This window comes from Streptomyces lacrimifluminis (genome assembly GCF_014646095.1).
GTDB lineage: Bacteria > Actinomycetota > Actinomycetes > Streptomycetales > Streptomycetaceae > Streptomyces > Streptomyces lacrimifluminis.
Map to the genome: position 1 here is coordinate 257,028 of NZ_BMMU01000002.1, position 17,125 is coordinate 274,152.

Below are 17,125 nucleotides of genomic sequence, written 5' to 3' on the forward strand. Positions count from 1 at the left end.
TTTCACTAGGATTCCCATGTGGAGTGTCGATCCGGTCGCGGCCCACGTCAAGGGCGTCTCGTACGGCGGACCGCGCCGGCCCCGCCGACCTTCGGTGCCCCCGCCGCCGAGGGTTCCCCACGACGCTGGGCGTCGAGTCGTTCCGTGACGGCGGCGGCCCCCGGCCGCCGGCACCGAAGGCTCTCCAGGGGCGGGGCGCCACCGCTCTCGAAGCGGTACGGCTGCGGCGGGCGCCGGGCAGCCGCCCACCCCTGCTGTTCGCCGACACCCCTAGTACTGGCTCAGTTGGTCGGAGCAGCTGACTCTTGATCAGCGGGTCCGGGGTGCGAAGTCCCTGGCGGCGCACGGTACGAAGGCCCTTCACGGATGTGGAGGGCCTTCGGCGTTGTCGCGGGTAGGCGTAGGGTGTTCAGGTGGCCGCGGCGGCCAGGTCGTCCCGTTCGATGGCGCGCGAGCGGTTGAACAGACGGCCGTCACGGCTCACCAGGCTGTCGCGGACCAGACAGCTGGGTTCCAGGACGTTCGTGCCGTCGGCACGTGTGACGCTCACCATCGCGTAGTAGGTCGTACGGATCACACCGTCCGGCGCGACCTCGGCCCGCAGCATGTCGAACCAGTGGCGCGGACGGCCCCCCAGGAACCGGGTCGAGGCCGCCTCCGAGGCGCGGGCGATGATCTCGCGACCACGCACCGCGTCCCGGCCCGCCGGTACGAACAGCGCGTCCTCGGTGAACGTGGCGGCGAAACCCGCGAAGTCGTCTCCGTCGAGTAGCTGCATCTGATGGGCATAGAACATCTGGAGTTCCACGTACAGTTCGGCGCCCGCGGGAACCGGCGGCGTACGATCCCGGCCGGCGCGCGGCGGGTCGGGGTGCGTCTGGGTCTGTGTCGGCTGGGTCATGTCTCCCGATTCTGGCCGCGCGGGCTGGAGGACGGGTAGAGGGCTCCTCCAGGCGTACCGACGGGGCGGGAACGGTGTCCCGAACTCGCCCCCCTACGATGGTCTCGGGACGAGCGGCTGAAGGAGGAGCGGACATGGCTGTGGACGAGGCCACACCGAGGCCGGGGCAGCGTACCGGGCGGCGGCCCGGTGCGACGCAGAGCGCGGACGTGATCCTCGACGTGGCGCTGCAGCAGTTCGCCGAACACGGCTTCGGCGGCGTGTCCATCAGGTCCGTGGCCAAGACCGCGAAGGTGGACCCCGCGCTCGTACGCCACTTTTTCGCCACCAAGGAGGGCCTGTTCGCCGCGGCGATCCGGGACGCGCTGCCACCGGACCGGCTGGCGCCTGTCATGGAAGGCGACGTCGCGGGGATCGGCGAGCGGCTGGTGCGGACGTTCCTGGAGATATGGGAGACCCAGCCCACCCGCGACAAGCTCTTCAGCATCCTGCGCTCGGCCGTCACCCACGAAGGCGCGGCGACCATGGTCCGCGGCTTCGTCGAAGGTGAGCTGCTGCCGCCGGTGATGGAGGCGGTGGGCCGGCCACGTGCCGACGTGCGGGCGGGGCTCGTCGGCGCGCAGCTCGTCGGACTCGCCCTCACCCGCTACGTGGTGGAGACCCAGCCGATGGCGTCCCTTCAGGTGGAGATGGTGGTCCAGGCCGTCGCCCCCACCGTGCAGCACTATCTGACGGGTGAGTTGCCCGACGCCGTGTCGGAGACGACGGGTCAGCCGCCCAGCCGTTCCTTGGCGTAGCCGAGGCCCGCGGGGGCGAAGCTCAGGGCCACGTGGGTGGACGCCGTGCGGACGTCCCGCCACAGGCGTTGCAGCGGGTGGGCGGCGGCCTGGCCACGGGTGCCGCCCGCCCGGAACAGATCCTCGACGGCATCGGTCAGCAGCTCCACGGCGAACGCGCTGTCCCGGCTGCCGCGGAAGACGGTCTCGGGATCGATGCGGCCCTGGTCGGCGCTGTCCGCGACGCTCAGCAGGAGGAGTTCGGCCGCGTCCGTGCGGGCCGCGGCGCGGGCGTAAGCGAGGCGGGCGTCGGTGTCGCCGCCGGGGCGACGGGGCCGGTCATCCCCGGAGAGCATGGTCTCCACGGCGGCGAGGGCGCCGCGCACCGCGCCGAGGATCGGGGCGGCGAACGTCAGGCCGTTGACCGCGCGCAACGGCACCGCGTGGCAGGGCTCGTCGGACGACGCGCCCCGTCCCTCGATCATGTCGTCCCGCAGGAACGTGCGGCGCTCGGGCACGAACACCTCGTCCAGCAACAGCGAGTGGCTGCCCGTCGCGTGCATGCCGACCGTGGACCAGGTCTCCTGGATGCGGTACGTCCCGCGCGGCACCGCGAAGAAACGGATCTCCCGGCCGCCCTCCGCCGGGGACGGGCCGACCACGAGGGCCCAGTCGGAGAACTCGATGCCGCTGGTGTAGGGCCAGGTGCCGGACACCTGCCAGCCGCCGTCGACAGGCCGCGCGGTGCCCGAGGGGGCCAGCGCGCTCACCACCCGGGTGTCCGGGCCCTTCGCCCAGACCTCGGCCTGGCCCTCCGGGTCCAGGTAGGCCGCGAAGCGCGCGGTGTACGCCCACAGCGAGCCGACCCACGCGGCCGACGGGCACCCCGCGCCGACCTCGGCCACGGCCCGTGTCAGCTCGCCGAATCCGACGGCCGTACCGCCCCAGCGCCGGGGCACGAACCGCGCGGCGAAGCCCGCTTCCACCAGGGCGTCGGCCACCTCCGGGGCCAGCCGCTGGTCGGCGTCGGCGCCGGCCGCGAAACGGCCCGCCAGCTCGCGCAGGGAGCGGGCGGCCGTGAGGAGGGGCGAGTCGGCCGCGGACGCCGGGAGCGCGGGGTCCGGCGGTGAGGGGGTCGGCGGACTCGTGAGCACCTGCGTCGGCGGCAGTCCGTTCGGGATGGCCATGGAGATCTCCTTTCCTCGCCCTCGGCGCACCGCCGGGGCGAGCACGGCCTTCAGCCTCGCCGGGGGCGGTCGAAGCGCGGTCGACGGAGGGTCGGCGCGGGGACGTGCGGCCTTGCCATCGGCTCCGGGATGCGGGATGCTCCCATTAAGTCCTCACATGAGGAAATACTGGCCACTCACGCCGGGATCGACCGGGAGGATCCATGTCCGAGCAAAGCCGCGCCCCGGCCCAGCCGAAGCCCGCGGAGCCGGAGTCGCCGGGGCGGGAGTCAGCGCCCGCCCGCCAGAACGAAGCCGCACCGCAGTCGAACAGGGCCGCGCCGCAGGGCGTCACCGAGGAACCGACGGGCGAAGAGCCGAGCCGTGGCCTACGGGCTCTGCCGCCACGGCAGTTGACGGCCGTCGCAGTGTCCGCCCTGCTCCTCCTCCAGGCCCTGATGCTGACCCTTTTCGCCTGGCCGAACGCCCGCATGGGCCCGCGTGACGTGCCCATCGCCATCGCCGGACCGCCGGCCGCAGTGGCCCCCCTCACCCAGCAGCTCGACCGGCAGGCGCCGGGCGCGTTCGAGGTGCACCGGGTCACCGACGAGGCCGCGGCCCGCGACCGCATCGAGGAGCGCAAGGACTACGGCGCGCTGGTCGTCGGCGGCCAACAGCCACGACTGCTGGTCGCCTCCGCGGCGAGCGTCCCCGTGGCCCAGTTGCTCCAGCAGATGGCGACCGGCATGAACGAAGGCCGCCAGGTGCCGGTCACCGACGTCGTCCCGGCCCCCGAGGGCGACCCTCGCGGCACCGGTCTCACCATGGGCATGCTGCCGCTGATCCTCACCTCGATGGGCGCCGGCATCATCCTCAGCTTCGTGGTCGGCTCCACCCGCTGGCGACTGCTCGGCGCGACGGCCTTCGCGATCCTCGGCGGTCTGGCATCCGCCGCCCTGCTGCAGGGCTGGATCGAGGCGATCGACGGGCCCTACCTCACCAACGCGGCCGTCCTCATGGGCCTGATGGCGGCGATCTCGCTCACCGTCATCGGACTGTCCGTCTTCGGCGTGGTCGGCACGGCACTCGGGGTGGTGCTGATGTTCCTGGTCGGCAACCCGTTCTCCGGCATCTCGGCCGGCCCCGAGATGCTGCCCGAACCGTGGGGCGCGCTCGGTCAGTTGCTCCCGGCGGGCGCGTCCGGCCAACTCCTGCGCTCTGTGGCGTTCTTCGACGGCAACGCGGCGATCGGCAAACTGCTCATCGTCCTCGCCTGGATTGCCCTCGGCCTGACGCTCAGTCTCCTCGGAGCCTGGTTGAAACGCACCCGGGCGAGTCGGGCTCCCTCGGCCGTACGGCCCGCGTGACGGCGGGGCGGTGGTACGGCAGGCGGGCCGCTGACGCCCGGCGGCCCGCCTGCCGTCACCCGGCGGCCCGCCCGGGGGCACCGTCCGCGCGCACGCGGCGCATCTTGATCCGCCACCGGCCCTCGCTCTCGTCGTACACCAGCGTGTCCTCCCAGATGACGCTGCGCTGGACGGCGGGGACGCCACCGGGGGGCGTGGCCACGACGAGGGCGTTGGACCGGGTGTGCACGGTGTTCTCGCGCGCCGGGTCCTGACGCACCGTCAACATGCTCATGAAGTGGCGACGTCGGATCCCCGCGTCCCGAGCGCCCGCCGTGGCGGTGCTCAGCTGTTCCATGATGGTCGCCCGTCCCGCCAGGGGCGCGGGCAGCGCGTCGGTGTCGAACAGAGCGTCCTCCGTGTATCCGAGGGCGCAGACCGCGTAGTCGCCGTCGTCCACGGCCTGCATGTGTTCGGCGTAGAACTGCTGGATGTCGAGGTACAGCTCGGTTTGTACGGATGGAGTGGTCATGCCGAGAACGCTAGGAAGGGTGGGTCGAGACCGCCTTGAGCGTTCCTGGAGAACGCCTGGGCGGTATTTCCGGGCCGGAGCACCAACAGGGCTGGAGCGGCCCTCCAGCCGGGCGGCACAGAATCTGGTACATGAACATCACTGAATGCGGGGTGAAAGAGATCGGAATCATGGTCGGCGACTCGCACCGGAAAACGACCCGCACCGCACACGACACCGGAGCCGACTGTGCGGCGGCTCCGGTGCGTGTTCAACCCGCGCTGAGACTCAGGTCGAGGGTCAGCGGTGAGGCCGCCGAGACCGGCGTCTCCAGGGCGGAGTCGCCGGTGAGGACCGCCTGATGGAAGCGGTGCATTCGAGGCGAGGGCTCCAGGCCCAGTTCCCCGCTGAGGACGTGCCGCAGCCGGTGGAACGCCTCCAGGGCCTGGGCCGGGCGGCCGGAGCGGTACAGCGCCAGCATGAGCTGGGCGTGCAGGTTCTCGTGTGTCGGACGCTGAGCGGTCAACGCGCTGAGTTCCCGCACCAGTTCATGGTGCCGGCCGAGCCTGAGGTCCGCCTCGATGCGCTGTTCCAGGATGTGCAGCCGGTACTCCGCGAGCCCCACGACATGGGCCTGCAACAGTGGTCCGACCTGCACGTCGGCCAGGGCGGGTCCGCGCCACACCGCGAGGGCGTCGGCGAGCAAGGCCGCCCCCTTGCGGTCGTCGCCCGCGGCGAGCGCGGTGCGCGCCCGCTCCACCAAACGTTCGAACGTGTGCAGATCGAGTGCGCCGTCACAGACGACAAGTCTGTATCCCCGGTCACCGGTCTGCAGGATCTTCTTCGCTTCGGCGAGCCTGCCCACCTCGGGGATCTGTGAGAAGGCCCGCCGCAGATGGAGCACGTACGTCTGCAGCGTGGATCGAGCACTGAACGGTGGCCGGTTCTCCCACAGCTCTTCGATACAGGCGTCCACGGACACCGACTGGTTTGCGTCGACCAACAGCAGGGCCAGCAGCTGTCGCTGTTTCGGCGCGCTGGGCACGAACGATTTTCCGCCATTCGCCATCACGAGCGGACCGAGCACTGAGAAATGCATTACTCCTCCGGACGGGCAGAATTCATCTGAAGACGGTGTACGACGAATACTTCCATAAACATTTACATAAGGAATCCCCGCTTCCGTCATGGTCAACCAGGACTGGGCCCCAAACCTGCCCGGACCACTCAACGCTAACGATTCGATACAGTTAACTGCAAGTTGTCACGCGTTAAATCTGGAAATCAATAACAGAAAAGAAGATTCCGCTTCCATGGACCGCTTTTGGCAACGTATTCGGGCATCACGGAATGGCCATCCGGGCCAGACGGACGGCAAATTCGACGGCGCTCTCGGCGGAGCGGATGCGGAACGAGGGCGTACGGCAGGTTTATCGTCGACGGACGGAGGACAGAGCCGGCGGCACTGCCGGGCCCGGCGCGCGCTCCCGCCATCCGGGCGGCGCGCGTCTCATATGTGTTGGTTGCGCGGACCCCGGCGACGGTTTACCGTCCCCAGGAGAAATCTTCGTCTGCAGAAATCCGGCCAGCCATCAGCAAGGGCTGTACGGCCATCCTGATCCGTATCTCCCGATGCGCCCCGTTTGTCTCAGGCGCCCCACCCGGATTGGACCATGGAGGATTCCGCGGCGCTCGTCGCGTTCTGCGCGGTCATCGGCCCCCTCGGGGTACTCACCGTCGCCGCGGCCCGTCGGCCCGAGCCGGCCGGGCTGCCCGAATGGGTCCTGGCGAGGGCGGGACTTGGGCCCTCTACACGGCTGTGCGCTGACCCTCGCCGACGCGGTACGACTGCAACTCCTGGGCAGCGTATGGCTGTCGCAGACCATTCCGGCCGTAGCGCTGTCCCTGTTCACGGACTGGTTCCACCCGCGGGCGCTGCTCGTCGGCCGGGCGGCCGGACTGGTGGCGGGCAGACGCGCCCGCAGGTGTACGCGGGCCTGCCCGCCCTGGCGGTGAATCTGCTGGCCGCGGCGCTGTCCCCGCTCGTACTCGACCCGGCCCGAGTGCCGCGCGGCCTCGACAGCACCGCGCGCATTCGCCTCCAACCCGGTTGACCTGACCATTCCCGGCGGCCCCGGGAACCGTCGCGATCCCAGAGGACCACATGAACGCCGCATCAGACGGCCGGGCCGGCCAGAGGCAGCGCGCCCTGGACGGACCGGACGGACAGCGGGCCGACGAAGCCCTCGACGGCTCACCCGACCTGCGCGACGGCGAACGCGAGGCGGCGCTCGCCCGCCTCTTCCACACCCACTACTCACGCCTGCTGCGGCTGGCGGTGCTGCTCGGCGCGGACAGTGACGCCGAGGACCTCGTCGCCGAGGCGTTCTGCCAACTGCACAGCCGCTGGGACCGGTTGCACGCCCCGGAGCGCGCCGCCGCCTACCTCCGGTCGACCGTTTGCAACCTCGTCCGGATGCGACTGCGCCATCTGACCGTCGTACGCCGCCACACCGCGTCACCCGTGGGCGACGTGGTCTCGGCGGAGCAGTCCGTGCTGCTGCGGGAGGACCAGCGCGCGGTGGTGGAGGCGCTGGGCGCACTCCCGGAGCGGCAGCGCGAGGCTCTGGTGCTGCGCTACTGGCTGGAGCTGCGCGAGTCGGCTATCGCCGAGACCATGGGCATCTCGAGCGGCGCGGTGAAGTCCCACGCCTCCCGCGGCATGGCCGCTCTCGCCCGGATCCTGAAGGAGCGCGCCGATGTCGTCTGAGCCGGTTGCGGACAGTACCGAACGGCAGCTGCGCGACGCACCGGCCGGACTGGCGGACGCGGTCGAGGTGCGGGACGGTGCTTCCGCGGCGTCCACGACCGGTGCCGTCGGCGCTCCCGCCGCGTCCGGTCGCTCGCCGCGGCGCTGGTCGTGCGGGTGCCGGCCGCCGCGCCGGCGATCAGGGTGCGCGGACTGTCCGAGGCGCCACGGTGGGAGCTTCCGACCCGGGTGCAGGACGGCCGGCCCGACGGACCGTCGATCCGCGTCCGGTGGGTCGGCCCACCGCCCGGGCCCGTGCCGCGACGCCCCCGCCGGCCGCGTCCGACGGGCGGCTCGCTGAGGGGCTGTCGACGCACCACTCCGCGACCGTTCGTCAGGCCAGTGAGCGGAACGCCCGGTCGAAGTACACCATGGGCTCGCCCTCACCCAGGCGGGCTCCGGTCACCCGGCCCACGATGATCACGTGGTCGCCGGCCGGGTACCGCTCGTGCACCGTGCAGTCCAGTACGCTGCGCGCGCCCTCGACTGCGGGCAGTCGGGCCGCGGTGAGCGTCAGGCCGCGGTCGGCGAACTTGTCGGCACTGCGGGTCGCGAACCGTGTGGCGAGCGCGCTGTGCTCCGGCCCCAGCACGCTCACCGCGAACCGGGCGCACCGCGTGAACGCCCCGTACGACTCGGCCGAGTCGGCCAGGCAGACCAGGACCAGCGGTGGGGTGAGCGAGACCGAGCAGAACGAGCTGGCTGTGAAACCACGCGGCAACCCGTGTTCGTCCAGCGTCGTCGCCACCACGACACCGGCCGGGAAACGGGCCATCGCCGCCCGGAAGCTCGCGGCGTCGACCGTGCCCGCGTCGACCGTGCCCGCGTCGCGCGGACCCGGTGGGGGCGCCGGGGTCGCCCGTTCCGTGGTCGAGGCCGGTGCCGTGCCCGCGGCCTGCTCCCTGGTCGGAGCCCGATCCGTCATGGCAGCAGCACCACCTGGGCCGCGAAGTTGAGGCCGGCGCCGAAGCCCACGAGGAGCGCCGAGTCCCCGCCGCCCACCCGGCCCTCCGCGAGCAGCGCCTCCAGGGCGAGCGGCACGGACGCAGCCGAGGTGTTGCCGCTGCGCACCACGTCCCGGGCGATCTCCGTACGGTCGGTGAGACCGAGCCGCTCCGCCATCAGGTCGATCATCCGCAGGTTGGACTGGTGCGGCACGAAGGCCCCGAGGTCGGCCGGTTCGACCCCGGCCGCGCTCAGTGCCCGCCCGGCGGCGGGGCAGACGTCGTCCATGGCCCAGCGGAACACCCGCCGCCCGTCCATCTTCAGCCACGGCCGCCGCGCCGCCACGGGATCGGCGCAGTACTCGTCCCAGCCGGCCGACATCTTCAGCGAGTCGAAGTACCTGCCGTCCGCGCGCCGCACGACCGGACCGATGCCCGGCGTCGGAGAGGGGCCGAGGACCGCGGCACCCGCCCCGTCGGCGAACAGGAAGGAGATCGTACGGTCCCGCGGGTCGACGATGTCGGTCATCCGTTCGGCGCCCACGACCAGGACGTGCCGGGCGCTGCCCGCCCGCACCGCGTCGGCGCCCGCGGCCATGGCCTGGCAGAACCCGGCGCAGGCAGCCGAGAGGTCGAGCGCCGCCGCGCGGTCCGCGCCCAGCGCCGCCGCCACCTGGACGGCGAGCGGCGGCGTCTGCACCAGGTTCGAGGTGCTGGCGAGCAGCACCAGGTCGATGTCCTCGGGGGTCACCCCGGCGTGCGCGAGCGCCTTGCCCGCGGCGGCCACCGCCATCTGGGGAACGGTCTCGTCGGGCTCGGCGAAGCGGCGTTCACGGATGCCGCTGCGGGTCTCGATCCACTCCTCCGTGGAGTCGATGAGCGCGCACAGTTCGGCGTTCTTCACCACGCGCCGGGGCCGGTAGGCACCGATGCCGAGGATCCTGCTGTGCCCGCCGTCGGACGCGCGCAGCCGGGGTGGCCGGGCGACCGCACGCGGGCTGCTGGGCTGGGACATCCAGAACTCCCCTCGTTCCGTGCTCTTTTCGTGCCGGACTTGGCATCCCCGCCAGCTTCCGGGCCGGCTCTGGAGGCGCGGTCGAGGACCGTCGGGGGACGCGGCGTCCTGGCCGTGGAGCCGGCTTCGAGCACACCTCCAGCCCGGGACCTCACGGTGGCAGCGACCTGTCGTACGTCCGGGTGACATCACCCGGCGCGAAACCCACGCGAAAGGAAGGCCCATGGCCGGCTTCACCCTCACCGAGTTCCGCAAGATCGTCGAGGCGTGCTACGAGGGCGCGGACGCCGAGGCGCTGGACGGCTCCGCCCTGAACACCGATTTCTCCGACCTGGGCTACGACTCGATCGTCATGTACGAGATCGCCATGCGCATCCAGGACGACTTCCCGGTCACCATCCCCGACGAGAGGCTCGACGACCTGCGTACCCCGGCCGCGATGATCGCGTTCGTGGACGCCCAGGTGAAGGTCGCCTGACAGTGAGTCCGGGCCGGGCGCTCGCCGGACTCGGCCGGGCCCGGCCTCGCGTCAGGCGAGCAGGCCCTCGCCCGCCAGCCGCTCCCGGGCCGCGTCGAGCGTCTCCTCGTCCTCGACCGTCCCGGCGGTGCGCCCCGGAAGCAGCGGTACGACCACGCAGGTTCCGGAGCGCACCGCGGGATGGCGCCGGGCCGGTGCCGACAGGCTGCGGTCCGCGGAGGCGTCGAGCAGCACCAGCCCGGGACCCCGCGCGTGCGCGTCGAGAAGTGCGCGCAGGGCGGGCCAGTACAGTACCGGCAGGGCCAACTGACCGGCCCAGAAGGCTGGTTCGCGCGCCTGCCGCTCGTCGACCGGGCGGGCTGTGCGAGCCGACCACAGTTCCGTGCGCGGCGGCAGCAGTCGTACGCGGGCGACGTATTTCTCGAACCGCGCGGCGGCCGGGCGCATCTCGGGGCTGTGGAACGCGTGCCCCGAGCGCAGCGGCCGTACCACCACCCCGGCGGCCCGCAGCCGCGCCTCCGCCCGGGCGAGCGCCTCGACGGGTCCGGCGAGCACGGTCTGCCGGGGCCCGTTGACCGCGGCGACGGCCGCCCTGCCGTCCGGGAGACCCGCCAGCAGCCCGGTGACCTGCTCCAGCGCGGCGGCCGCCGCCAGCATGCCGCCGCCGCCCGTACCAGTCAGGGCGTGCGAGCGGGCGGCCAGCAAAGTGGCGGCGGCGCGCTCGTCGAAGACACCGGCGAGGCAGGCGGCGGCGAGTTCGCCCGCGCTGTGGCCGAGCAGGACGCCGGGGCCCGCGTTCCAGGACCGTACGACCCGGCCCAGCGCGTGGCCGACCGCGAACAGCAGTGGCTGGGCGACCAGTGCGTCGTCCAGGACGGGATTCGGCGCGGGGCGCAGCCACTGGGCGCGAAGCTTCCCGCCCTCCGTTCCGAGCGCGGTGAGGAACGCGTCCATGTGCGCGGCGAACACGGAACCGGGCCGGTACAGACCGGCGGCCATGCGCTCCCGCTGCGCTCCCTGACCGGGCAGCAGCAGTGCGACTCGGCGGTGTTCCACCTCAAGTCCTCCTGTACGGACGCGGATGCGGTGTCCTTCGCGACCCTGGCGCGAGGCGCTCGGCCCGGGGTCGAGCCGCCATGGAAACCCCGGGCCGCGCCCACGCCAGCGGGTCACGCTCGGTTCTCCAGCAGTCCTGGAGGCCCCCCGCACAGACTCGGCCAAGAACGGTCCCTGTTGTCAGTCCCTGTGATCAGAGAGGTTCTCCAGTGAACCGAAGTGTCGCCATCACCGGTATCGGTGTCGTCGCGCCCGGCGGGATCGGCCGGAAGTCGTTCTGGGACCTGCTCATGTCGGGCCGGACCGCCACCCGCACGATCTCGATGTTCGACCCGTCCCGATTCCGCTCACAGATCGCCGCCGAGGTGGACTTCGTCCCGGAGCGGTACGGTCTCACGCCCCGCGAGGCGCGCCGGCTCGACCGGGCCGCCCAGTTCGCGGTGGTCTCCACCCGCGAGTGCCTGACGGACAGCGGGCTGGAGTTCGCCGAACTCGATCCGCACCGCATCGGCGTGAGCGTCGGTAGCGCCGTGGGCGGCACGACCACGCTGGAGCAGGAGTACCTGGTGCTGAGCGACAGCGGCCGACAATGGGAGGTGGACGGCTCCTACATGTCGCCGCACCTGTTCGACGCGTTCGTGCCCAGCTCGCTCGCCGCCGAGGTCGCGGCCGTCGCCGGCGCCGAGGGCCCGGCCACGGTGATCTCCACGGGCTGCACCTCCGGTCTCGACTGCCTGGGCTACGCCCGCGACCTGATCGCGGAGGGCAGCGCCGACGTGATGCTGGCGGGCGCCACCGACGCGCCGATCTCGCCGATCGCGGTCGCCTGCTTCGACGCGGTGAAGGCGACCTCGCCGAGCAACGACGATCCGGGCACCGCGTCCCGCCCCTTCGACCGCACCCGCAACGGCTTCGTGATCGCCGAGGGCGCCGCGATGTTCGTCCTGGAGGAGCTGGAGCACGCCCGCGCACGCGGCGCCCACGTCTACGGGGTCATCTCGGGCTACGCCACCCGCTGCAACGCGTACCACATGACGGGGCTCAAGGCCGACGGCCGGGAGATGGCCGAGGCGATCCGCCGCTCCCTGGCGGAGGCCCGGCTCGCCCCGGAGCGGGTCGACTACGTCAACGCCCACGGCTCGGGTACCAAGCAGAACGACCGGCACGAGACCAACGCCTTCAAGGACGCGCTGGGCGAGCACGCCTACCGGGTGCCGGTCAGCTCCATCAAGTCCATGATCGGCCACTCGCTGGGCGCCATCGGCTCGATCGAGATCGCGGCCTGCGCGCTGGGCATGGAGTTCGGGGCGGTGCCGCCGACCGCGAACCTGCACGAACCCGACCCCGAGTGCGACCTCGACTACGTGCCCCTGGAGGCCCGCCCTGCCCGCCTGGACACCGTCCTCAGCGTCGGCAGCGGCTTCGGCGGCTTCCAGAGCGCGATGATCCTCACCCGGGACGCGGGTACGACCCGGAGGGCCGCCGCGTGACGGCGCCAACCACCGCCCCGGGCACTCCCGGGACCTCGTCCTCGACGGCCGTCATCACCGGCATCGGCGTCGCCGCGCCCAACGGCCTCGGCACCGAGGCCTGGTGGGCGGCGACCCTGCGTGGTGAGAACGGCATCCGACGGGTGGAGGCGTACGACGCGAGCGCCTACCCGTCCTCGCTCGCCGGTCTGATCATCGGATTCGATGCCGCCGGACACCTGCCGGGGCGGCTGCTGCCGCAGACCGACCGGTGCACGCGGCTCGCCCTGACCGCCGCGGACTGGGCGCTGGCGGACTCCGGCGCCGACCCGGCCGCACTGCCCGAGTACGCCACGGGTGTAGTCACCTCCAGCGCCACCGGCGGTTTCGAGTTCACCCACCGCGAGGCGCGCAAGCTGTGGACGCGGGGGCCACAGCACGTCAGCGTCTACGAGTCGTTCGCCTGGTTCTACGCCGCCAACTCCGGCCAGATCTCCATCCGGCACGGCATCCGCGGCGCCAGCGGTGTCTTCGTCGCCGAGCAGGCGGGCGGCCTGGACGCCATCGGTCACGCCAGGAGGACGCTCCGCAAGGGCAGTTCGCTCGTGGTCACCGGCGGCGTCGAGTCGGCCTTGGACCCCTGGGGGTTCGTCTCGCACATCGCCGGCGGCCGTGTCTCGCGCCGCACCGAGGCCGACCGCGCCTACCTGCCCTTCGACAAGGACGCCTCGGGCCATGTCCCCGGCGAGGGCGGCGCGATGCTCGTCCTGGAGGACATGTCGGCCGCCGTGCGCCGTCAGGCGCCCCGTGTCTACGGGGAGTTGGCCGGTTACGCCGCCACCTTCGACCCGCCGCCCGGCTCCGGCCGTCCGCCGGGCCTGGAGCGCGCCGCCCGGCTCGCCCTCGCCGACGCTGGACTCGCCCCCGGCGATGTGGACGCCGTGTTCGCCGACGCGGCCGCCGTGCCCGCGCTGGATGACGCCGAGGCCGCCGCCGTCGAGGCACTGTTCGGCCCGTACGGAGTGCCGGTGAGCGTGCCCAAGACCCTCACCGGGCGGCTGATGGGCGGCGCCGGGCCGCTCGACGTCGTCGCCGCCCTGTTGTCGATCCGCGACGGCGTGCTGCCCCCGGTCGCCCACGTGGACCGGCCCGTTCCGCATCATCGCCTCGACCTGGTGCGCGGCGAGCCACGTCCGGCCCGGGTGCGCCACGCCCTCGTGCTCGCCCGCGGTCACGGCGGTTTCAACGCCGCGGCCGTCGTCAGCGGCGCGCCCGACCTGCCCTCCGCCGCGGCCGACCCGTCCGCCACCTTCCCCCCCGTCCCTGACCCGTAACCGAACCGAACCGAACCGACCGGAAGGCCACCAGCATGCCTCGGATGACCCTCGACGACCTGAAGCTGATCCTCGACGAGTGCGCGGGCGAGGACGAGCGCACCGACTTCGGCAGCGATCTCCTCGACACCTCGTTCACCGACCTCGGCTACGACTCGCTCGCCCTGCTGGAGACAGCGGCGACGACCACCCTGCGCTTCGGCGTGGAGCTGGCGGACGAGGCGGTGACCGACGCGGAGACCCCCCGGCAGTTCCTGGACCTCGTCAACACGGCGCTGGTGAAGGTGGCTTGACGATGACCGCCACCCGAACAGCCACCACCGCCGAAGCCCCCGACCGCGGCCCCGCCCTGATCACCGGTGCCACCCGCGGCATCGGCCGCGCCGCCGCCACCGAGCTCGCCGAGCGCGGCCACCCGGTCTTCCTGTGCGCGCGGGACGCCTCGGACGTGGCCGCAGCGGTCAAGGAACTGCGCGACCAGGGCCACATCGCCGACGGCACCGCCTGCGACGTCACCTCCGTCGAGGACGTACGCCGCTGGATGGCCGCCGCAGTCGACACCTTCGGACCAGCCGGCGTACTGGTGAACAACGCGGGGCGCAGCGGCGGCGGCGTGACCGCCGAGATCTCCGACCAACTGTGGCTCGACGTCATCAACACCAACCTCACCAGTGTCTTCCTGGTGACGCGAGCGGTCCTGACCACGGGCGGCATGCGGGAGCGCGGGCACGGCCGGATCGTCAGCGTGGCCTCCACCGCCGGCAAACAGGGCGTGGTTCTGGGCGCCCCGTACTCCGCGTCCAAGCACGGCGTCGTCGGCTTCACCAAGGCACTCGGCCTGGAGCTCGCCAAGACCGGCATCACCGTCAACGCGGTCTGCCCCGGCTATGTCGAGACGCCCATGGCGGGCACCGTCCGGCGCGGCTACGCGGAGCTGTGGGGCGTGCCCGAGGACGAGGTGCTGGAGCGGTTCAACGCGAAGATCCCACTCGGCCGCTACACCACGCCGGAGGAGGTGGCGGCGTTCATCGGCTTCCTCTCCTCCGACCGCGCGGCCGCGATCACCGCGCAGGCCCTCAATGTCTGCGGCGGCCTCGGCAACTACTGACCCACCGCCCGAAGCACCCCGAACGAAAGGACCGGCTGTGACCAGCACCCCCGCACGCTCCGCGGAGCACACCGCGGTGCTCCACGCGCCCCCGGAGCGCGCCTACCGCCTGATCGCCGACGTCACCCACTGGCCGCTGCTGTTCCCGCCCTGCGTCGGCGCCCGCCTCCTCGAGAGCGGCCCGGACTTCCAGCGCATCCGGCTGTGGGCCGTGGTCGGCACCGAGGTGCGCAGTTGGACCTCGCTGCGCGAACTCGACGACCGAGCGCTACGCATCGGCTTCCGGCAGGAGGTACCGAGTCCGCCGGTCACCTCGATGGGCGGCCACTGGCAGTTCACGGCCGATCCCGGCGCCCCCGGAACGACCCGGCTGGTACTCGGCCACACCTGGTCGACGGCGGGTTCCGACACGGATGCGGACCGGATCGCCGCCGCCCTCGACCACAACAGCGACAACGAGATCCGCGCGGTCAAGTCCTGGGCGGAGCGCCCCGAGGACCCGTCCCAGCTGCTGTTCTCCTTCACCGACCGGGTGTTCCTGGCCGGTGAGCGACGCGATGTGTACGACTTCCTGTACCGCGCCGACCTGTGGCCCGAGCGTCTCGCCCACGTGGTGCACACCGACGTGGAGACCGCGGTTCAGTCCCCCGCGAGCGCGGGCGCGGACGTCCAGACGCTGGACATGGAGACTCTGGGCCCGGACGGGTCCACGCACACCACTCAGTCGATACGGCTGTGCTTCCCGGGCGAGCGGATCCTCTACAAGCAGACGACCGTGCCGCACGGCCTGCTCGCCCACAGCGGCGAGTGGCTGCTGACCGAGGCCTCGGACGGCACCCACGTCATCGCCCGGCACGACGTGGCCCTCGACCCGTCGGCCCTCGTCGAACTCCTCGGCCCCGGCGCGGACCTGGCCGACGCCCGCCGACAGGTCCGCGCCTCCCTCGGCGGCAACAGCCTGCGCACCCTGGATCAGGCTCGGCTGCACGTCGCGGGCGCCGCGCGGGAGGGCGCCGTATGACGCAGGCGGTCGTGCCACGGTCCGGTCGTGTGCGGCTCGACGAGGTCGCCGACGGGGTCTTCGCGTATGTCCAGGAGGTCGGCGGCTGGTGCGTCAACAACGCCGGTCTGCTGCTGGAGCCGGACCGTGTCACGGTCGTGGACACCGCCGCCACCGAGGCCCGCGCACGGGCCCTGCGCGACGCCGTGTCCACCCTCACCCGCGCCGAGCCCCGGCTGCTGGTCAACACGCACTTCCACGGCGACCACACCTTCGGCAACGCGCTGGTGGGGCCGGACGCGGTGATTGTCGCGCACGAGCGGGCCCGCGCCGAGATGGCACAGGCGGGCCTCGGCCTGACCGGCCTGTGGCCCGACGTGGACTGGGGCGAGATCGATGTCACGCTGCCGCATCTCACGTACGAGGACCGGCTGACGCTCCATCTCGGCGACCGCCGGGCCGAGTTGATCCATGTGGGCCCGGCACACACCACGAACGACACGGTGGTGTGGCTGCCCGAGGAGCGGGTGCTGTTCGCTGGCGACGTGCTGATGGCCGGCTGCACCCCGTTCGTACTGATGGGCTCGGTCAGCGGCGCCCTGCGTGCGGTCGAGGAGCTGCGCGCGCTCGGCCCGCGCACGGTGGTCGGCGGGCACGGCCCGGTCTGCGGCCCGGAGGTCCTCGACGAGACCGCGGGCTATCTGCGGCGTCTCGTGCGGCTGGCCCGGGAGGGCGGCGTCGCCGGACTGAGCCCGCTGGAGACCGCACGCCAGGCGGGCCCCGGCCCGTACGCGCACTGGCTGGATCCGGAGCGGCTCGTGGGCAACCTGCACCGGGCGTACGCCGAGGCGGGCGGGGTCGCCGAGGGCGCGCCGTTGGATGTCGTGGGCGTCTTCGGCGAGATGGTCGCCTACAACGGCGGCCGCCTGCCGCACTGCTGGGCGTGAGCCAACCTGCCTCGTGAGAAGCGCCTCCCGCCCCCGAGCCCGGTACGCGTCGACCAGCCCCGCCACGTCCTCCCCCGTCAGCCTTCGGCACGCACCCTCTCCCGGCGGCCTCCACCACACCGGATCGGCACACGGACCCATCCCGTCTCGGTCCGGCCCGGTGGATCTTGTTCGTGGCCGTGACCGACATCCGATCCACCACCCGCACGAGCCGGGCCGAGCGGGCCGCCACACCGGCCGCCGCCTCGCGGTGGGTGAGCACCCT

General features: G+C 72.5%; 18 protein-coding genes. 11 read left to right on the forward strand and 7 right to left on the reverse strand.

What is annotated here, in order from left to right:
- Window positions 1-409 precede the first annotated feature (409 nt).
- A complete protein-coding gene (locus IEY89_RS04280) occupies window positions 410-901 on the reverse strand; it encodes a nuclear transport factor 2 family protein (RefSeq protein ID WP_189145889.1) in 492 nt (163 codons plus the stop codon).
- Between the two features lie 134 nt (window positions 902-1,035).
- Between IEY89_RS04280 and IEY89_RS04285 the strand changes: the two genes are divergently transcribed.
- Window positions 1,036-1,698 carry a TetR/AcrR family transcriptional regulator gene (locus tag IEY89_RS04285; protein ID WP_189145890.1) on the forward strand — a complete coding sequence of 221 codons (663 nt, stop codon included), beginning with the start codon at window positions 1,036-1,038 and terminating at the stop codon, window positions 1,696-1,698.
- On the opposite strand, the gene IEY89_RS04290 is transcribed toward IEY89_RS04285, so the two are convergent.
- Window positions 1,671-2,864 carry an acyl-CoA dehydrogenase family protein gene (locus IEY89_RS04290; RefSeq protein WP_189145891.1) on the reverse strand — a complete coding sequence of 398 codons (1,194 nt, stop codon included), beginning with the start codon at window positions 2,862-2,864 and terminating at the stop codon, window positions 1,671-1,673. The genes IEY89_RS04285 and IEY89_RS04290 overlap by 28 nt on opposite strands.
- A 203-nt stretch (window positions 2,865-3,067) precedes the next feature.
- Between IEY89_RS04290 and IEY89_RS04295 the strand changes: the two genes are divergently transcribed.
- The gene (locus IEY89_RS04295; protein ID WP_189145892.1) at window positions 3,068-4,210 is read left to right on the forward strand and encodes a hypothetical protein; all 1,143 of its coding nucleotides are present in this window, start codon (window positions 3,068-3,070) and stop codon (window positions 4,208-4,210) included.
- Between the two features lie 55 nt (window positions 4,211-4,265).
- On the opposite strand, the gene IEY89_RS04300 is transcribed toward IEY89_RS04295, so the two are convergent.
- Together IEY89_RS04300 and IEY89_RS04305 are read right to left on the reverse strand one after the other, a co-directional pair.
- Window positions 4,266-4,721 (reverse strand): nuclear transport factor 2 family protein, encoded by a 456-nt coding sequence (locus tag IEY89_RS04300; RefSeq protein ID WP_189145893.1) that lies wholly within the window; start codon window positions 4,719-4,721, stop codon window positions 4,266-4,268.
- A 250-nt stretch (window positions 4,722-4,971) separates the two neighbouring features.
- Window positions 4,972-5,745 (reverse strand): AfsR/SARP family transcriptional regulator, encoded by a 774-nt coding sequence (locus tag IEY89_RS04305; protein ID WP_308437417.1) that lies wholly within the window; start codon window positions 5,743-5,745, stop codon window positions 4,972-4,974.
- 755 nt (window positions 5,746-6,500) lie between these two features.
- On the opposite strand from IEY89_RS04305, the gene IEY89_RS04310 reads away from it, so the two are divergent.
- Together IEY89_RS04310 and IEY89_RS04315 are read left to right on the forward strand one after the other, a co-directional pair.
- Window positions 6,501-6,716, forward strand: a complete 216-nt coding sequence (locus IEY89_RS04310) for a hypothetical protein (protein WP_189145895.1) — start codon at window positions 6,501-6,503, stop codon at window positions 6,714-6,716.
- A gap of 148 nt (window positions 6,717-6,864) precedes the next feature.
- The gene (locus IEY89_RS04315) at window positions 6,865-7,470 is read left to right on the forward strand and encodes an RNA polymerase sigma factor (RefSeq protein WP_189145896.1); all 606 of its coding nucleotides are present in this window, start codon (window positions 6,865-6,867) and stop codon (window positions 7,468-7,470) included.
- A gap of 373 nt (window positions 7,471-7,843) precedes the next feature.
- Here the strand turns inward: IEY89_RS04315 and IEY89_RS04320 are convergent, their stop codons facing one another.
- Together IEY89_RS04320 and IEY89_RS04325 are read right to left on the reverse strand one after the other, a co-directional pair.
- Window positions 7,844-8,434 carry a flavin reductase family protein gene (locus IEY89_RS04320; protein ID WP_189145897.1) on the reverse strand — a complete coding sequence of 197 codons (591 nt, stop codon included), beginning with the start codon at window positions 8,432-8,434 and terminating at the stop codon, window positions 7,844-7,846.
- A complete protein-coding gene (locus IEY89_RS04325; protein ID WP_189145898.1) occupies window positions 8,431-9,468 on the reverse strand; it encodes a beta-ketoacyl-ACP synthase 3 in 1,038 nt (345 codons plus the stop codon). Before IEY89_RS04325 ends, IEY89_RS04320 begins: the two co-directional genes overlap by 4 nt.
- A gap of 223 nt (window positions 9,469-9,691) precedes the next feature.
- On the opposite strand from IEY89_RS04325, the gene IEY89_RS04330 reads away from it, so the two are divergent.
- The gene (locus tag IEY89_RS04330; protein ID WP_189145899.1) at window positions 9,692-9,946 is read left to right on the forward strand and encodes an acyl carrier protein; all 255 of its coding nucleotides are present in this window, start codon (window positions 9,692-9,694) and stop codon (window positions 9,944-9,946) included.
- 51 nt (window positions 9,947-9,997) lie between these two features.
- Here IEY89_RS04330 and IEY89_RS04335 read toward each other — a convergent pair whose 3' ends face one another.
- Complete coding sequence (locus tag IEY89_RS04335) at window positions 9,998-11,002, reverse strand: acyltransferase domain-containing protein (RefSeq protein ID WP_189145900.1); 1,005 nt, start codon at window positions 11,000-11,002, stop codon at window positions 9,998-10,000.
- A 209-nt stretch (window positions 11,003-11,211) separates the two neighbouring features.
- On the opposite strand from IEY89_RS04335, the gene IEY89_RS04340 reads away from it, so the two are divergent.
- The 6 genes from IEY89_RS04340 to IEY89_RS04365 are packed head-to-tail and all read left to right on the forward strand — an operon-like array spanning window position 11,212 to window position 16,860.
- A complete protein-coding gene (locus tag IEY89_RS04340) occupies window positions 11,212-12,492 on the forward strand; it encodes a beta-ketoacyl-[acyl-carrier-protein] synthase family protein (protein WP_229695048.1) in 1,281 nt (426 codons plus the stop codon).
- Complete coding sequence (locus tag IEY89_RS04345) at window positions 12,489-13,805, forward strand: beta-ketoacyl synthase N-terminal-like domain-containing protein (protein WP_189145902.1); 1,317 nt, start codon at window positions 12,489-12,491, stop codon at window positions 13,803-13,805. Before IEY89_RS04340 ends, IEY89_RS04345 begins: the two co-directional genes overlap by 4 nt.
- Before the next feature lie 35 nt (window positions 13,806-13,840).
- The gene (locus IEY89_RS04350) at window positions 13,841-14,098 is read left to right on the forward strand and encodes an acyl carrier protein (protein WP_189145903.1); all 258 of its coding nucleotides are present in this window, start codon (window positions 13,841-13,843) and stop codon (window positions 14,096-14,098) included.
- Window positions 14,099-14,100: 2 nt separating this feature from the next.
- Complete coding sequence (locus IEY89_RS04355; protein ID WP_189145904.1) at window positions 14,101-14,913, forward strand: SDR family NAD(P)-dependent oxidoreductase; 813 nt, start codon at window positions 14,101-14,103, stop codon at window positions 14,911-14,913.
- A gap of 37 nt (window positions 14,914-14,950) precedes the next feature.
- Window positions 14,951-15,934, forward strand: coding sequence for an aromatase/cyclase (locus IEY89_RS04360; protein WP_229695049.1), 984 nt, complete (start codon window positions 14,951-14,953; stop codon window positions 15,932-15,934).
- Entirely contained in the window at window positions 15,931-16,860 is a 930-nt protein-coding gene (locus tag IEY89_RS04365) for an MBL fold metallo-hydrolase (protein ID WP_189145906.1), read from the forward strand. Before IEY89_RS04360 ends, IEY89_RS04365 begins: the two co-directional genes overlap by 4 nt.
- The last annotated feature ends 265 nt before the right edge of the window (window positions 16,861-17,125 follow it).

What these genes read in the sequence shown, in the direction of transcription:
- IEY89_RS04280 (WP_189145889.1), bottom strand. Translation starts at nt 901, where the DNA reads ATGACCCAGCCGACACAGACCCAGACGCACCCCGACCCGCCGCGCGCC.
- IEY89_RS04285 (WP_189145890.1), top strand. Translation starts at nt 1,036, where the DNA reads ATGGCTGTGGACGAGGCCACACCGAGGCCGGGGCAGCGTACCGGGCGG.
- IEY89_RS04290 (WP_189145891.1), bottom strand. Translation starts at nt 2,864, where the DNA reads ATGGCCATCCCGAACGGACTGCCGCCGACGCAGGTGCTCACGAGTCCG.
- IEY89_RS04295 (WP_189145892.1), top strand. Translation starts at nt 3,068, where the DNA reads ATGTCCGAGCAAAGCCGCGCCCCGGCCCAGCCGAAGCCCGCGGAGCCG.
- IEY89_RS04300 (WP_189145893.1), bottom strand. Translation starts at nt 4,721, where the DNA reads ATGACCACTCCATCCGTACAAACCGAGCTGTACCTCGACATCCAGCAG.
- IEY89_RS04315 (WP_189145896.1), top strand. Translation starts at nt 6,865, where the DNA reads ATGAACGCCGCATCAGACGGCCGGGCCGGCCAGAGGCAGCGCGCCCTG.
- IEY89_RS04320 (WP_189145897.1), bottom strand. Translation starts at nt 8,434, where the DNA reads ATGACGGATCGGGCTCCGACCAGGGAGCAGGCCGCGGGCACGGCACCG.
- IEY89_RS04325 (WP_189145898.1), bottom strand. Translation starts at nt 9,468, where the DNA reads ATGTCCCAGCCCAGCAGCCCGCGTGCGGTCGCCCGGCCACCCCGGCTG.
- IEY89_RS04330 (WP_189145899.1), top strand. Translation starts at nt 9,692, where the DNA reads ATGGCCGGCTTCACCCTCACCGAGTTCCGCAAGATCGTCGAGGCGTGC.
- IEY89_RS04350 (WP_189145903.1), top strand. Translation starts at nt 13,841, where the DNA reads ATGCCTCGGATGACCCTCGACGACCTGAAGCTGATCCTCGACGAGTGC.
- IEY89_RS04355 (WP_189145904.1), top strand. Translation starts at nt 14,101, where the DNA reads ATGACCGCCACCCGAACAGCCACCACCGCCGAAGCCCCCGACCGCGGC.
- IEY89_RS04365 (WP_189145906.1), top strand. Translation starts at nt 15,931, where the DNA reads ATGACGCAGGCGGTCGTGCCACGGTCCGGTCGTGTGCGGCTCGACGAG.